Source organism: Arthrobacter sp. MP_M4 (assembly GCF_035984855.1).
Classification (GTDB): Bacteria; Actinomycetota; Actinomycetes; order Actinomycetales; family Micrococcaceae; genus Arthrobacter.
In genome coordinates, this window is sequence record NZ_JAXCHX010000021.1 from 16,030 (window position 1) to 30,131 (window position 14,102).

Genomic DNA, 14,102 nt, shown 5'->3' on the forward strand with positions numbered 1-14,102 from the left:
TCGAAACTCCGAATTATTGCCAAATACTTGCGGTATTCAACGGTGAATATTCATAAGGAGTAACGGTGCTTTCACAGGATTCGTTGGCAGTCCATGCTGGCCGGACCGGCCTCACAGATCTGGGCGTCCATGCGGTGCCCATCGATCTCTCCACCACGGCCCCGCTTCCCTCCGTGCAGGACGGCGGCCTCGCCTACGAACACCTTGCCACCGGCGGGTCCCGCGAGGAGGGCCAGAGCACCGTCTACCAGCGGCTCTGGAACCCGACCGTTGCCCGCTTCGAGGAGGGCGTCGCCGTCCTCGAGGACACCCCCGAGGCGGTGGCGTTTGCCACGGGTATGGCCGCGCTCAGCGCGGTGCTGCTCGCCGTCGTTTCCACCGGAAAGAAGCATGTCGTGGCGGTGCGGCCGCTCTACGGCGGAAGTGACCATCTGCTGGCCGCGGGGTTGCTCGGCAACGAGGTCACGTTCACCACGCCGGCGGGCGTCCATGCTGCGCTCCGGCCCGACACCGGACTGGTGATTCTTGAGACACCGGCCAATCCGAGCCTGGAACTGGTCGACATCGCCGGCGTTGTTGCGGCGGCGGACGGCGTGCCGCTCCTGGTGGACAACACCTTCGCCAGCCCAATCCTTCAGCAGCCGTTCCGGCACGGCGCCGCCATGGTGCTGCATAGTGCCACCAAGTTCCTCGGCGGACACGGGGACGCCATGGGCGGGGTGGTGGCTGCAGCCCCCGAGTGGACCACACGGCTGCGCCAGATCCGGGCTGTCACCGGCGGCATCCTTACCCCCTGGCCGGCCTACCTGCTCCACCGCGGCTTGGCCACTCTGCCGGTCCGGGCGCGCGCCCAGCAAGCCAGTGCCCAAAAGGTGGCTTTCGCCCTGGCCGGGCACGGGCTGGTGCGGCGCGTCTTCTACCCGGGACTGCCGGAATGCGATCCGCACGGGCTGGTCGGAACCCAGATGGCCGGTCCCGGCTCCCTCATCGCCTTCGAACTGGGCAGCGCAGAGCATGCCGAGCGGGCTCCCGGGGCCGTCGGCATGATCACGCATGCGGTCTCCCTCGGTGGCATCGACACCCTGATCCAGCACCCGGCGGGGCTGACCCACCGGCCGGTGGCTGCCGGCGCCAAACCGCACGCCGGCCTGCTGCGGGTGTCGGTGGGCCTGGAAGACCCGGCTGACATCGTGGCCGACCTCGTCCAAGCCATCGAGGCTACCCGCTAACGGGGCCTTGCGCCCCCGGCAGCCGCGATAGCCATCGTCCGGGGCGGATGAACGACGGCGGTGATCACCGCCGTCGTTCCCGCAAGCCCGATCACGGTCAGGGCCAGAGCCGTCCAGCCCAGTGACTGGAACACCAGTCCGCCAGCCCAGCCAATGACGCTGGAACCGAGGTAGTACGCGAGATTGTAGAGCGAGGCCGCCTGCGCCCGGCCGGACGTTGCGATTCCGCCGGTCCAGCCGGCGCCGATGCTGTGCGCCGCGAAAAAACCGCCGGTGAACAGCAGCAGGCCCAGCAGGATGAGCACCAGCAAGTGGGTCAGCGTCAGCGCCAGTCCGGCCACCATCAGCAGTGTTCCTGCAATCGACACCGTCCGCCGCCCGAACCGTGCCGTCAGGCCGCCGGCCCAGCGCGAGGTGACCGTTCCGGAGAGATATGCCAGGAAAATCAGGCTAATCGCGGTGGCCGGCAGGTTGAAGGGTTCCCCAGCGAGCCGGAAGCCCAGATAGTTGTACACCGCCACGAAGCCGCCCATCAGCAGGAACGCCTGGATATAGAGGGCCAGCAACCGGGGGTTCCGGCTGTGGCCCGCCAGCGTCCGGAGCGCGCCGCGGAATCCGCTGGCCACCGCCGCCGTGAAACCCCTGGCCGGAGGAACCAGGAGCAGGAACAGGACGGCTGCTGCCGCGGCCAGAACCGAGACGGCCAGGGTCGCGGCCCGCCACCCCCAGAGTTCGCCCACGAAGCCGGCCACCAGCCGCCCAGCGAGTCCGCCCAGGGTGGTGCCGGCGACGTAGGTTCCGGCCGCCAGCGCGGCGTGGGCCTTGTTGACCTCCTCGTTGAGGTACGCGATGGCAATGGCCGGAATGCCGCCCAGGGCCATGCCCTCAAGCATCCGCAGGCCCAGCAGCATTGGGAAGCTCGCGGCGAGCGGCACCAGCAAGCCCAGGACCGTCGCGGCCGAGATGCCCCACATCATGGCCCGGACACGGCCGATGCGGTCAGCCAGGAAGGACCACGGAAGCACAGTCGCGGCAAGGCCCACGGTGGCCAGCGAAATGGTCAGCGCCGCCTCCGCCGCGCTCACCTGCAGTTCAACCGCCATCATCGGCAGGACAGCCTGGGTGGAATACAACTGGGCGAAGGTGGCGACGCCGGCAAACGCCAGGCCGGCGAGAATCTTCCGGTAGGCAGCAGAGCCCTTGGTGTGCCCGGGCCAGACAGCCGCTTCCCGGGCCGTGCCGGGCACGGCGGCAGGATCTGCGCCGGTCCGGGCGGGGGCGCGGAGCTGGCGTTGCGGGAGACGGGTCATTCCCCCAGAGTAGGCTTCCATCAGACATGCTTCCAATGCATGATTCTCATAGGATTAATGGCAAATATGGAACGATACGGAGGGCGGGGCCATGGAGGCGGAACATAAGCAGCTCGTCCAGTTGCTGCCGCTGCTGCCCCTCCTGGCCGAGCTGGGACGCACCCCGCACATCACCGAAACTGCCGCGGTGCTGGGGCTGCCCCAATCGACGGTCAGCCGGGGAATCGCCAGGGCCAGCAGCATCCTCGGAACGGAACTGCTTCTTCGCGACGGCCGCGGCGTACGCCTGACGCCCGCGGCCAAGACGCTCTTGCCGCACATCGAAGCCGCCCTGGCGGAATTCCAGTACGGGCTGGACCTGGTCCGGCACGAATCCGAGGTGGTGCGGGGCCGGATCTCCGTGTCCTTTCAGCACACGTTCGGTGAGGCTATGCTGCCGCTGCTGATCAGCGCGTTCCGCCGCCGGCATCCGCAGCCGGCCTTCCACCTCAGCCAGGGTGCCCGGGACGGCTGCCTCGCAGAACTCGCCGCCGGGGACGCGGACCTGGCCCTGACAGCACCCGTGGCGGCGTCAAGCCGGTTGATCTGCGCAGCGGCCCTGTACCGGGAGCCGCTGCGGCTGGTGGTCCACCACCGGCATCCGCTTGCCAAGCACCGCCGGGCCAGCCTTACGCAGATCCGGCACGAGCCGTTCGTGGCCATGGGCTCCGGCTACGGCATGCGCTCGCTGACCGACGCCTTGTTCCGGGAAGCAGGCTTCCGGCCCCGCATTGCGTTCGAAAGCCAGGATTCGCACACGGCCCGGGGACTCGTCTCGGCAGGACTCGGCGTGAGCATCCTTCCGCCCGGCGGTTCGGCTCCCGGCCGCCACACGCCGGGGGACTCCGGGGACCTTGGGTGGGTGGAACTCGCCCTGGATTCAGCCCTGGCGTTCCGGGAGATCGGCCTGGCCTGGCGGGAACGGCGTGGGGGAGTCGACGCCGAACCGCCCCCCGTGCGGCTGTTTCGGGAGCTGGTGCTCAGCGAGGGCCCAGACCTGCTTGCCGGGTTTGTCCGCGGCCGTTCAGGCATTTGAAACCGCGTATCGGTCCGTCAGTCCAGCAGTTCCGCCAGGACTTCCGCGACGGATCCGGCCCGCGCCCGCTGCCAGCCCGTTCCGGCCCAGAGGTTCAGCCGCTCCGCATCCCCGGCAGCGGCCGCGGCGGCGCGCAGCGGGGCGGTGAGGTGGTGCACGGCGGGGTACGACTCCGGCGCGTCGGGGTGGTCCCGGACAAACTCGTTAACCAGTGCACGGGCCTGGCGCCCGGTGAAGGCAGGGGTCAGGGCCGTCCGGGTGAAGCGTGGACTGGCGAGGGCATCCTTGTGCAGCTGCCGGGCCCCACTCTCGGAAGTACGCAGGAACGCGGTGCCCAGCTGGGCTGCCTGGGCGCCTGCGGCCAGCACCTCTTCCACCCCGGCCCGGTCCATCACTCCACCGGCGGCCACCAGCGGGAGCCCGACGGCGGATCGCACCGCCGCGACCAGCTCCGCCGTCGAGAGCGGCCGGCTGCCCTCGTGGCCCGGACCGTGGCCGGACCCGGAACTGCTGCCGTGCCCCGTTGTCGCCGGCAGGAAGGCCGCGCTGTGGCCGCCGGCGCTGTCATGCTGGACCACCAGCGCATCCACTCCCTGCCCGGCAGCCGCCAGCGCCTCGGCTACCGTCGTCACAGTGGCCAGCACTACCGAACCAGCCCGCTGCAGCGCACGCACGCCATCGGCGCCTGGCAGCCCGAAGGTAAAACTGACCAGTTCCACCGGGTCAGCCAGCAGTGCCGTCATCTTGCCCGACCACTGGTCGTCGTCGTCGAGGCGCAGCGGCGGCACGTCTACCTGCAGTCGCAGGGCATCCCGGCTCAGCTGCCTCCGGTAGGTCTCCAGCCGCGCCACCGTGGCGGCAGGCGGCGGCAGTTGGGCGGGATCGGGAACGAAGACATTCACGCCAAAACGCGCCCCGGAAGCGCGGACGCCCCGGATTTCCGCCGCCATGGCCTCCACGCTCTTGTAGCCGGCGGCCAGGAAGCCCAGGCCGCGGGCGTCCGACACGGCCCGGACGAAGGCCGGAGTGGACGTGCCGCCGGCCATGGGCGCGGCGATGATGCGGGTGCCGAAGAGATCATGCGACATGGCTCGCTCCTGGTGGTAATTCAGTAGGCTGGTCCGGTGACTCATTCTGACATTCCGGCGGCGGACCCCGTTTCCCCGCCCGCACCCCCCGCCGGGCCGGTCATCGGCCTCGACATCGGCGGAACCAAGACGCGTGGCGTCCGCTTCGAAGACGGCCACGCCGTGGCCGACGAAACCGTCGGCAGCTCCAACGTCCAGAACGTCAGCCGCGAGGACGCGGCCCGGAACCTCGCAGAGCTCTTCGCCCGGATCGGCGGCGGAGAGATCTCGCGGGTCTACGCGGGCGCCGGAGGCATCGATACAGCCGAGGACGCCGCAGCACTGGCCGCGCTGATCGCGCCGCACGTTCCAGGCGCCCGGATCACCGTGGTCCACGACTCGCGGCTCCTGCTGGCTGCCGGTGGCGCCAGCACCGGCGTCGCTGTCATCGGCGGAACGGGATCGGCGGCGTGGGGCAGGAACAGCCTGGGCGGGGAGGCCCGTGCCGGCGGCTGGGGTTACCTGCTGGGCGATGAAGGCAGCGGGTACTGGCTGGGCCGCGAAGCTGTCCGCCACAGCCTGCGCCGGATGAACCAGGGGTTGGAACCGGACGAACTCACCTCGGCGTTGCTGGCTTCCTGCGGTGTCGATGACCCCAACAAGCTGATCGCGTTGTTCCATTCCCCGAAGACCGGGCGGCGGTACTGGGCTGAGCGGGCGCGGCTCGTGGTCGACGCGGCCTCCGCCGGCCACGGCGCCAGCCAGGAGCTCGTGGACCAGGCCGGTCGGGACCTGGCAGCCCTGGCGGAGCAGACGGTCCGGCAGCTCGGCATCGACGGGCCGGTGATTCTGGGTAGCGGCCTGGGCATGAACGTTCCCCGCCTGCAGGAATCCTTCCGCGCCGCACTGGCGGCCGCGGGAATCACCGACGTCCGCGTCCTGGAGCAGGACCCGGTCTTCGGGGTTCTCCAACTCGTGGCCGAGCAGGACTGACCCGGGCAGGCGGCCCCCCAAACCGGCGGCCACTAAGCCGGTCCGCGGCCAGTACGCTGGAGCCATGAGCCTGAACTTCGACACCCGCCCCGCTGCCTACGCGGTCATCATCCGCGACGGCGCCATCCTCCTGGCGTACTGGAAGCAGGGCGCGAAGGAAGGCTGGACCCTGCCGGGCGGCGGGCTTGACCTCGCCGAGCACCCGGTGGACGGCTGCATCCGGGAGGTCTATGAGGAGACCGGGTATACGGCGGAGGTCGGCGCGATGCTGGGGATCGACGTCGGGCACTGGCCGGCGGAAATCCGGATCGACGGTGGTGAACGGGATTTCCAGTCCCTCCGTCTGGTCTACGAGGGGACCATCACGGGCGGGGAGTTGCGGCATGAAGTGGACGGCAGCACCACCCACGCGGCCTGGATCCCGCTGGCCGACGTGGCCGGGCTGAACAAGGTCTCGCTCGTCGACGCCGCGCTAAGGCTGCACCGGGAGCGGCCACGTAACGGCAAACTTTCCTGACGGTTTCCTAGGCAGGCCGGGGGAGTCCGGGTATTCTGGGACCGGCAACACAACCGAAGGTACGGCCGGTAACGAAAAACGGGGAGGTGGAAACGATGACTGCAACAGTCCTGTGCGCCTTGCGCGCCGCCACTAAAGCGTCCATTATTCCTGCCCCGGCCAGCAGCACCCACTAGTCCGTCCCGCTGCGAGGTTCCAGAGAACCCGCAGCCCGGCACGTGTACCGGGGCCCATCAAAGGGTTTTCGTTGATTCCTTCATCTGCATATCCGGGCGCCGAGGGTGCCCCCCACCCCTCCACTCAAAACGTTCCCGCGGGTCCCACGGCCTACGGCTATTCCCCCGCCGTGGCCGCACGGTTCGCGGCGCATCCTGATCCGGCCGGCACCGGCGCGGGCCGGGTGGTCCGTGTGGACCGCAACCTGGTCCTCGTTGCCGGTCACGACGCCACCCTCCATGTGTCCTACCCCGCCTCCGGGGAGGTGCCCGCCACCGGAGACTGGGTCTGGCTGGGCTCCAACGCCGCAGGGGAGCCAGCCGTGACGGGGATTCTGCCGCGGCATTCGGAGCTGAGCCGCAAACGTGCGTTCGAGGCTTCATCGGAGGCCCAGGTACTCGGCGCCAACATCGACGTCGTCGGCGTTGTGGTACCCGTGGACCGTCCGCTGACCCACAACCGCCTCGAACGCACACTCGTTGCGGCATGGGAGTCGGGAGCCACGCCGCTGGTCATCATCACGAAAGCGGACCTGGCCGGCGCCGCGGACGACGTCGTCGGCAAGGTCATCCTGCAGGCCGCGGGCGTCCGGGTGGTCACCACCTCCGCGGAGCAGCGCGACGGCCTCGACGAGCTGCTGGGGCACGTCCCGTCCGCTGGCACCCTGGTGCTGCTGGGCCCCTCGGGGGCCGGCAAATCCACCCTCATCAACGCCCTCGCCGGCGTGGAGGTCCAGGAAACCGGAGCAGTCCGGTCCGGCGACGGCAAGGGCAAGCACACCACCACCTCACGCGAACTGGTGGCCCTGCCCGGCGGAGCCGTCCTGATGGACACCCCGGGGGTGCGCGGCTTCGGGCTCTTCGACGCCGACGGCGGGATGGCGGAGATGTTTGGTGATCTGGAGGATCTCTTCGGGCGGTGCCGGTTCTCGAACTGCGCCCATGGCAGCGAACCCGGTTGCGCCGTGCAGGCCGCCCTCTCGGCTGGATCCCTCGATGACCGGCGATGGTCCAGCTACCTTAAGCTCCAGCGTGAGCTCGCCGCCGTGGCCCGCCGGCACGACGCTGCCGCCAGCCGCGCCCATGCCCGGCAGTGGCAGCAACAAATTTCGGCCGCCGGAAAGAGCCAGCGGGCGGCAGAAAGGGACAGCCATGAGAAGGCTGAACGGAAAGGAGCGAAGGGCGGCGGCACACGCCGGACCCGCTGACCCGTGCGGAGTCCCAACGCGGCGGCATTTGCGGCGCGCCCCTCCCGATGGAAGGGGTGCAATATGACCCGGCGGTGCATGCTGGGCATCGCCGCAAGGGTTGGATGGGTGCTGAAAGGAAAAATTCCCGTGCCGCACCCATCCAAAACCGTCCTTCCTACGAATGACTAAGTCAGCCGCGGCGCCGATGACTATGTCACTGACTTTGTCGTCGGCGCTGGCTACGCTGGGTGCTACCCGCTTTACAGCCAAAAATCAGGATGCATATGATCAGTTGGCTGGACCGTCCGATGTTGCCGCCAACAGAATAGGTAAGCCCGGAAATGGCTGAAGCCATGATCGAGTTCCAGAACGTCACCAAGCAGTACCAGGGCGGCCAGGCCGCCGTCGACGACCTCACCATGTCCATCGACAAGGGGGCCATCACGGTTTTCGTCGGCCCCTCCGGGTGTGGCAAGACCACCTCCCTGCGGATGATCAACCGCATGGTCGAGCCGACGTCCGGGGCCATCACCGTGGACGGCCAGGACGTCACCTCGGTGCCCGCCGCGAAATTGCGGCGTTCCATGGGCTATGTGATGCAGTCCTCCGGACTGATGCCGCACCGCTCCGTTCTGGACAACATTGCCACGGTGCCGCGGCTCAACGGGGTGTCCAAAGCCGATGCGCGGAAGCGGGCGCAGGAACTGCTCGACGTCGTCGGACTGGCCTCCGCGCTGGGGAAACGGTATCCCTCGCAGCTGTCCGGTGGCCAACAGCAGCGGGTCGGGGTGGCCCGGGCGCTCGCCGCGGATCCGCCTGTGCTGCTCATGGACGAACCCTTCAGTGCCGTGGATCCCGTGGTCCGTGATGAACTGCAACAGGAACTCCTCCGGCTCCAGCGGGACCTCGCCAAGACCATCGTCTTTGTCACCCATGACATCGATGAGGCCACGGTGCTCGGGGACAAGGTGGCAGTGTTCGGCGTCGGCGGCCGGCTGGCGCAGTACGCCGCCCCCGAAGAAATCCTGCGGGCCCCGGCCAGCGACTTCGTGGCATCCTTCGTGGGCCGGGACCGCGGTTTCCGGCACCTCGCGTTCAGCCCGTCCGACGGCGTCACGGTGCACCCGGCCCGGACCACCACCCCCGGTGAACTCCAGCAGGGCGGCAATGTCTCCGGCGAATGGCAGCTTGTGGTCGATGACGCCATGCGTCCGCTCGGCTGGTCCGGTCCGGGTGATGGCTCCGGGACGGTTCCCGGCGGATCCCTGTTCCGTAAGGGCGACACGCTCCGCCGGGCCCTCGATGCGGCCCTGTCGTCGCCATCGGGCCTGGGCGTGGCCGTGGACGCCGACGGCCAGGTGGCGGGTGTTATCACCGCCGAGGAAGTCCTCGCTGTCATCGCATCGGACCGCCACGTCCGCCAGGGCGTTTAGATGGAATGGTTTCTGGCCAACAGCGCGCGGGTCTTCAGCCTCGCCGGCCAACACCTCGTCCTGGCCATCCTGCCGATGGTGTTCGGGGTGCTGATCGCCGTACCCCTGGCCCAGTTCGCCCGGCAGAACCGCGGCCTCCGCTCGGTAGTCCTGACAGCGTCCTCGCTGCTCTACACCATCCCGTCCCTTGCGCTCTTCATCATCCTGCCGACCGTCCTGGGAACCCGGATCCTCGACCCGGCTAATGTGGTGGTTGCCCTGACTATCTACGCCGTTGCCCTCCTGGTGCGGGCAACCCTCGATGCCTTTGATTCTGTGGATGAAGACCTCCGCCAGGCCGCCGTTGCCATGGGATTTAAGCCTTTCGCCCGCTTCCTGCAGATTGATCTTCCGCTCTCACTGCCGGTGCTTTTCGCCGGGCTGCGGGTGGTGTCCGTCAGCAACATCTCGTTGGTCAGTGTCGCGGCCCTGCTCGGCATCGGCAACCTGGGGATGCTGTTCACCTCGGGCCTGCAGCGCGACTTCGTCACCGAAGTGATGGTGGGCATCATTGCCATCCTCATCCTCGCTCTCCTGATGGACGCCGTACTGGTGCTCCTGGAGCGGGTGCTGACACCCTGGACCCGCGCCACGGCCGCCCGCGGCACAGGACCGGTCACAGCCAGTGATGCCGGCGCAGGCGCCGGCGCTGATACCGATGGCCACGGCACGCAGGGAACAGCTGCCGCCGCGGTGAGGCTTGCGCCGCCCAAGACCGGAGGGGGCAACGCATGAGCAACGTCGTCACCGACACCTTCGCCTGGCTGGGGGATCCGGAGCACTGGTCCGGCAGCGCCGGAATCCCCGAGCGGATCGCCGAGCACCTGCTTTACACCGGCCTCGTCATGCTGATCGCCACCGCCATTGCCGTTCCCATCGGCCTGTTCGTGGGACACACCGGCCGCGGCCGGGTGGCCGTCGTGGCCCTTGCGGGCGCCCTCCGGGCACTGCCGACCCTTGGCCTGCTGACGCTCTTCGTCCTCCTGGCCGGCATTGGTCTCATGCCGCCGATCTGGGCCCTGGTGATCCTGACCGTCCCGCCGCTGCTGGCCGGCACCTACGCCGGCATTTCCAGCGTGGACCGGAACGTCGTCGACGCCGCCCGGGCCATGGGCATGACCGAACTCCAGGTGCTCTTCCGCGCCGAGTTCCCCAACGCGTTGCCCGTCATGTACGGCGGTTTCCGGACCGGCGTGCTCCAGGCGATCGCCACGGTCTCCGTGGTGGCATACATCAATCTAGGCGGCCTCGGCAGGTACCTGTTCGACGGGCTCGTGCTGTCTGACTTCCCCCAGATGCTGGGCGGGTCCCTGCTCATCGCCGCACTGGCGATCGCAGTTGACTTAGCCCTGGTCCTCATCCAGAGGCTCTTCCGTTCCCGGGGGGCCTCTTCCCAGCCAAACCGGAGCCACCAGGCTGCGGTCGATCTCACAGACCCCATTCCCGCGGGGACTGTTGTTCAAGGAGGTACATCATGAAGGAATCCCGCCCTCAAGCACTCGGCAGGCGCGCATTCGGCGGCCTGGCAGCCGGTGTGGGCCTGGCCATGGCATTGTCCGCCTGCGGCGGCTCGTCCGACCCGCTCTCAACGGCCCCGGCCTCGGGCGGTTCCACGTCCGGTTCCGGCTCAGCCCTCGTCATCGGATCCGCAGACTTCCCCGAGAGCCAGATCATCGCGGAAGTCTATGCCGGTGCCCTGAACGGGGCCGGTGTCACGGCGAGCACCAAGCCGAACATTGGTTCCCGCGAGGTCTACTTCAAGGCAGTCCAGGACGGCTCCGTTGACATCATTCCCGACTACAGCGGCAACTTGCTGCTGCACGTCAGCAAGGACGCCACGGAGGTCTCGGCGGAGGACATCTCCAAGGCCCTGCCGGGCAAGCTGCCCGAGGGGCTTGCTGTGCTGGATGCCGCCAAGGCCGAGGACAAAGATGCCATGGTGGTCACTAAAGCCACAGCGGAGAAGTACCAGCTGAAGTCGCTCGAGGACCTCGCCAAAGTCTGCAGCGAGATCGTGGTGGGCGCCCCGGCGACCTTCGCGGAGCGCGCCTACGGCCTGCCCGGCCTGGAAAAGAACTACAACTGTGTACCCAAGAAGCTGGAACCGTTCAGCGACGGTGGCGGCGCTGTCACGCTGAAAGCGCTCCTCTCGGACCAGGTCCAGGTGGCCGACATTTACACCACCACCCCGTCCATCGCGGACAACGACCTCGTCGTGCTGGAGGACCCGAAGAACAACTTCATCGCCCAGCAGGTCCTCCCGCTGTACAACAAGGCCAAGATGACGGACAAGGCGAAGGAAGCCCTGAACGCCGTCTCCAAGATCCTCACCACCGAGGACCTGATCAACCTCAACCGGGCAGTCAGCGGCAGCCAGAAACAGAACCCCAAGGACGCTGCGGCGGCCTGGCTGAAGGACAAGGGAATCGTCAAGTAACAGCACCCACCGGTTCGTTGTGACCAACGACGGCGGCGGCCGGCTCCTGGCATTCCACCGGAGTCCGGCAGCCGCCGTCGTTCGTTGTGCCGCCTGTGACACCGGAAACACCCCTGTGAGTCGGGTTTCGCCGGCAGAACATAATCCATATGGCATATTTGATGAATGGCAGAATTCAAGCAGTCCACCAAGCTTCATAATGTCCTCTACGACATCCGTGGACCGATTCTTCAGGCCGCCCAGCAGATGGAGGCAGAGGGTCACCGCATCCTCAAACTGAACATCGGGAACCCGGCCCCTTTCGGGTTTGAAGCGCCGGACGCGATTCTGGTGGACATGATCCGCCATCTGCCGCACGCACAGGGGTACAGCGACTCCCGCGGCATCTTCTCGGCCCGGACGGCCGTCTCGCAGTACTACCAGACCCGTGGAATCCAGAACATCCACGTCGATGACATCTATCTGGGTAACGGCGTCAGCGAGCTGATCACCATGTCGCTGATGGCGTTGCTGGACGATGGCGACGAGGTCCTGATTCCCACGCCCGATTACCCGCTGTGGACGGCCTCCGTTGCCTTGGCAAGCGGGCGCCCCGTGCACTACTTGTGCGACGAAGAATCCGGTTGGCAACCGGACCTTGAGGACCTGGAAGCCAAGATCACGCCGCGCACCAAGGGCATCGTGGTGATCAACCCGAACAACCCCACCGGCGCGGTGTACCCGGAAGAGACCCTCAAGAAGATCGTGGCTTTGGCCGAAAAGCACGGACTGGTTCTGTTCGCCGACGAAATTTACGAGAAGATCCTCTACGAGGACGCGGTGCACGTGAACATGGCGAGCCTGACGGGCGACGACGTCCTGTGCCTGACATTCAGCGGGCTGTCCAAGGCCTACCGTGTCTGCGGCTACCGGGCCGGGTGGATGGCTATATCCGGGCCGAAGAAGGACGCCGCGGACTATCTCGAGGGCATCAGCCTGCTGGCGAACATGCGCCTGTGCGCGAATGTTCCGGCGCAGCACGCCATCCAGACGGCGCTCGGCGGGTACCAAAGCATTAACGACCTGATCCTCCCCGGGGGACGCCTGCTCGAGCAGCGGAACAAGGCCTACGACATGCTCAACGCCATTCCCGGGGTCAGCACCCAGCAGGCAAGGGGCGCGATGTACCTCTTCCCCAAACTGGACCCCGAGGTGTACCGCATCCGCGACGACGAAAAGTTTGTCCTGGATCTGCTGCGCGAACAGAAAATCCTGGTTTCCCATGGACGGGCGTTCAACTGGGTCCGCCCGGACCACTTCCGGATGGTCACCCTGCCTTTGGTGAAGGACCTCGAAGAAGCGATCAACCGCATGGCGGACTTCCTGAGCCGGTACAAGGGGAACTAGCCTGAGCTCAGCAGCGCGGCGCGGGCACCCGTCCGGTGGACCGCACGGAGGCTGCCCGAACCGGAAAGAGGCCTGCAATGGCAGACGTCGTGAGATTCAAGAAGCACCCCGCCGAAATCCTGAAGGTGGGAAAGGGCTTTGACTTGTTGGCCGTGGACCCGGATTCCACCCCGGGTTACCCGGGGGACAAGAACGACGGCGAGGTTCTCCTCGCCGATCTGGATGACAACCTCGCCGAGCTGCAGGAACAGCTTTTCGCCGAATCCCGTTTCGGCGGCACCAAACGCATTCTGCTGATTCTGCAGGCCATGGACACCGCCGGCAAAGGCGGGATTGTCACGCACGTCATGGGCGCGATGAACCCGCACGGCGTCCAGATGAAATCGTTCAAGGCACCCACCCAGGAAGAGAAGTCCTATGACTTCCTCTGGCGAATCGAGAAGGAAGTGCCGGCTGCCGGCATGGTCGGCGTCTTCGACCGGTCCCATTACGAGGACGTCCTGATTCACCGTGTCCACCGCTGGGCCGACCCGAAAGAACTTGAACGCCGGTACACGGCAATCAACGAATTTGAGGCCAGGCAAACGGCCGCCGGCACCAAAATCGTCAAAGTCATGCTCCACATCAGCCGGGACGAGCAGAAAGAACGACTGCTCGCGCGGCTGGACGAGCCGGCAAAATTGTGGAAATACAGCAGCAACGATCTCAAGGAACGCGCATTCTGGGGCGACTACATGGCTGCCTACCAGAAGGCCTTCGAGAAGACCGGCACCGACGTCGCGCCATGGCACGTGGTCCCGGCCAACAAGAAGTGGTACGCCCGGATCGCGGTCCAGCAGCTCCTTCTCGATGCGCTGGAAGGGCTCAAGCTGGAGTGGCCGGTTCCGGACCTCGACGTGGCGATGGAGCGGGAACTGGTCGAGCGTTCCTGACGGCCGTGGAGCGTTCCTGCCGGGCCGGCGCCGATCACCCCTCCGGTGTGGCTTGCCCCCGCGCCGCGGATAGGCGCTTGCGGGCTCCCTCCAGCCACTCTTCGCAGCGCTTGGCCAGCTCCTCCCCGCGTTCCCACAGTGCCAGCGACTCTTCGAGGCTAGCCCCGCCGGCCTCGAGTTTGCTGACGACGCCGACGAGCTGTTCGCGGGCGTCCTCGTAGTTGAGTTCCTCAATGTCGGCGTTGGGCGTGGTTTCTGCTGCCATGGCGTGGTGCTCCT

Annotated in this window: 14 protein-coding genes; 11 read left to right on the top strand and 3 right to left on the bottom strand. The window is 67.3% G+C overall.

Annotation, left to right across the window (positions count from 1 at the left end; genetic code table 11):
• The first annotated feature begins 65 nt into the window (after positions 1-65).
• Entirely contained in the window at positions 66-1,229 is a 1,164-nt protein-coding gene (locus RCH15_RS14265; protein ID WP_326961327.1) for a trans-sulfuration enzyme family protein, read from the top strand.
• On the opposite strand, the gene RCH15_RS14270 is transcribed toward RCH15_RS14265, so the two are convergent.
• A complete protein-coding gene (locus RCH15_RS14270; protein WP_326961328.1) occupies positions 1,226-2,539 on the bottom strand; it encodes an MFS transporter in 1,314 nt (437 codons plus the stop codon). The genes RCH15_RS14265 and RCH15_RS14270 overlap by 4 nt on opposite strands.
• A gap of 91 nt (positions 2,540-2,630) precedes the next feature.
• Between RCH15_RS14270 and RCH15_RS14275 the strand changes: the two genes are divergently transcribed.
• The gene (locus RCH15_RS14275; RefSeq protein ID WP_326961329.1) at positions 2,631-3,614 is read left to right on the top strand and encodes a LysR family transcriptional regulator; all 984 of its coding nucleotides are present in this window, start codon (positions 2,631-2,633) and stop codon (positions 3,612-3,614) included.
• A gap of 17 nt (positions 3,615-3,631) precedes the next feature.
• Here the strand turns inward: RCH15_RS14275 and RCH15_RS14280 are convergent, their stop codons facing one another.
• Positions 3,632-4,702 carry a nitronate monooxygenase gene (locus RCH15_RS14280; RefSeq protein ID WP_326961330.1) on the bottom strand — a complete coding sequence of 357 codons (1,071 nt, stop codon included), beginning with the start codon at positions 4,700-4,702 and terminating at the stop codon, positions 3,632-3,634.
• Between the two features lie 36 nt (positions 4,703-4,738).
• Here RCH15_RS14280 and RCH15_RS14285 point away from each other — a divergent pair, with 36 nt between their 5' ends.
• The 9 genes from RCH15_RS14285 to RCH15_RS14325 all read left to right on the top strand — a co-directional run bounded on the left by RCH15_RS14285 (position 4,739) and on the right by RCH15_RS14325 (position 13,823).
• On the top strand, positions 4,739-5,674 hold the full coding sequence (locus tag RCH15_RS14285) for an N-acetylglucosamine kinase (protein WP_409017441.1): 936 nt from the start codon (positions 4,739-4,741) through the stop codon (positions 5,672-5,674).
• A gap of 64 nt (positions 5,675-5,738) precedes the next feature.
• Positions 5,739-6,191, top strand: a complete 453-nt coding sequence (locus RCH15_RS14290; protein ID WP_326961331.1) for an NUDIX hydrolase — start codon at positions 5,739-5,741, stop codon at positions 6,189-6,191.
• Between the two features lie 250 nt (positions 6,192-6,441).
• On the top strand, positions 6,442-7,614 hold the full coding sequence (gene rsgA, locus RCH15_RS14295) for a ribosome small subunit-dependent GTPase A (protein WP_409017454.1): 1,173 nt from the start codon (positions 6,442-6,444) through the stop codon (positions 7,612-7,614).
• Between the two features lie 323 nt (positions 7,615-7,937).
• Positions 7,938-9,029 carry an ABC transporter ATP-binding protein gene (locus RCH15_RS14300; RefSeq protein WP_326961332.1) on the top strand — a complete coding sequence of 364 codons (1,092 nt, stop codon included), beginning with the start codon at positions 7,938-7,940 and terminating at the stop codon, positions 9,027-9,029.
• Positions 9,030-9,803, top strand: coding sequence for an ABC transporter permease (locus RCH15_RS14305; RefSeq protein ID WP_326961333.1), 774 nt, complete (start codon positions 9,030-9,032; stop codon positions 9,801-9,803).
• The gene (locus tag RCH15_RS14310) at positions 9,800-10,546 is read left to right on the top strand and encodes an ABC transporter permease (protein ID WP_326961334.1); all 747 of its coding nucleotides are present in this window, start codon (positions 9,800-9,802) and stop codon (positions 10,544-10,546) included. Before RCH15_RS14305 ends, RCH15_RS14310 begins: the two co-directional genes overlap by 4 nt.
• Positions 10,543-11,505, top strand: coding sequence for an ABC transporter substrate-binding protein (locus tag RCH15_RS14315; RefSeq protein WP_326961335.1), 963 nt, complete (start codon positions 10,543-10,545; stop codon positions 11,503-11,505). Before RCH15_RS14310 ends, RCH15_RS14315 begins: the two co-directional genes overlap by 4 nt.
• A gap of 165 nt (positions 11,506-11,670) precedes the next feature.
• Entirely contained in the window at positions 11,671-12,891 is a 1,221-nt protein-coding gene (locus RCH15_RS14320; RefSeq protein WP_326961336.1) for a pyridoxal phosphate-dependent aminotransferase, read from the top strand.
• A gap of 77 nt (positions 12,892-12,968) precedes the next feature.
• The gene (locus tag RCH15_RS14325; protein ID WP_326961337.1) at positions 12,969-13,823 is read left to right on the top strand and encodes a PPK2 family polyphosphate kinase; all 855 of its coding nucleotides are present in this window, start codon (positions 12,969-12,971) and stop codon (positions 13,821-13,823) included.
• 34 nt (positions 13,824-13,857) lie between these two features.
• On the opposite strand, the gene RCH15_RS14330 is transcribed toward RCH15_RS14325, so the two are convergent.
• Positions 13,858-14,088 carry an exodeoxyribonuclease VII small subunit gene (locus RCH15_RS14330; protein WP_326961338.1) on the bottom strand — a complete coding sequence of 77 codons (231 nt, stop codon included), beginning with the start codon at positions 14,086-14,088 and terminating at the stop codon, positions 13,858-13,860.
• Positions 14,089-14,102: the final 14 nt, after the last annotated feature.

Coding starts and splice junctions, on each gene's coding strand:
- RCH15_RS14330 (WP_326961338.1), bottom strand. CDS start 14,088: ATGGCAGCAGAAACCACGCCCAACGCCGACATTGAGGAACTCAACTAC.
- RCH15_RS14305 (WP_326961333.1), top strand. CDS start 9,030: ATGGAATGGTTTCTGGCCAACAGCGCGCGGGTCTTCAGCCTCGCCGGC.
- RCH15_RS14320 (WP_326961336.1), top strand. CDS start 11,671: ATGGCAGAATTCAAGCAGTCCACCAAGCTTCATAATGTCCTCTACGAC.
- RCH15_RS14280 (WP_326961330.1), bottom strand. CDS start 4,702: ATGTCGCATGATCTCTTCGGCACCCGCATCATCGCCGCGCCCATGGCC.
- RCH15_RS14270 (WP_326961328.1), bottom strand. CDS start 2,539: ATGACCCGTCTCCCGCAACGCCAGCTCCGCGCCCCCGCCCGGACCGGC.
- RCH15_RS14315 (WP_326961335.1), top strand. CDS start 10,543: ATGAAGGAATCCCGCCCTCAAGCACTCGGCAGGCGCGCATTCGGCGGC.
- RCH15_RS14300 (WP_326961332.1), top strand. CDS start 7,938: ATGGCTGAAGCCATGATCGAGTTCCAGAACGTCACCAAGCAGTACCAG.
- RCH15_RS14275 (WP_326961329.1), top strand. CDS start 2,631: ATGGAGGCGGAACATAAGCAGCTCGTCCAGTTGCTGCCGCTGCTGCCC.
- RCH15_RS14325 (WP_326961337.1), top strand. CDS start 12,969: ATGGCAGACGTCGTGAGATTCAAGAAGCACCCCGCCGAAATCCTGAAG.
- RCH15_RS14290 (WP_326961331.1), top strand. CDS start 5,739: ATGAGCCTGAACTTCGACACCCGCCCCGCTGCCTACGCGGTCATCATC.
- RCH15_RS14310 (WP_326961334.1), top strand. CDS start 9,800: ATGAGCAACGTCGTCACCGACACCTTCGCCTGGCTGGGGGATCCGGAG.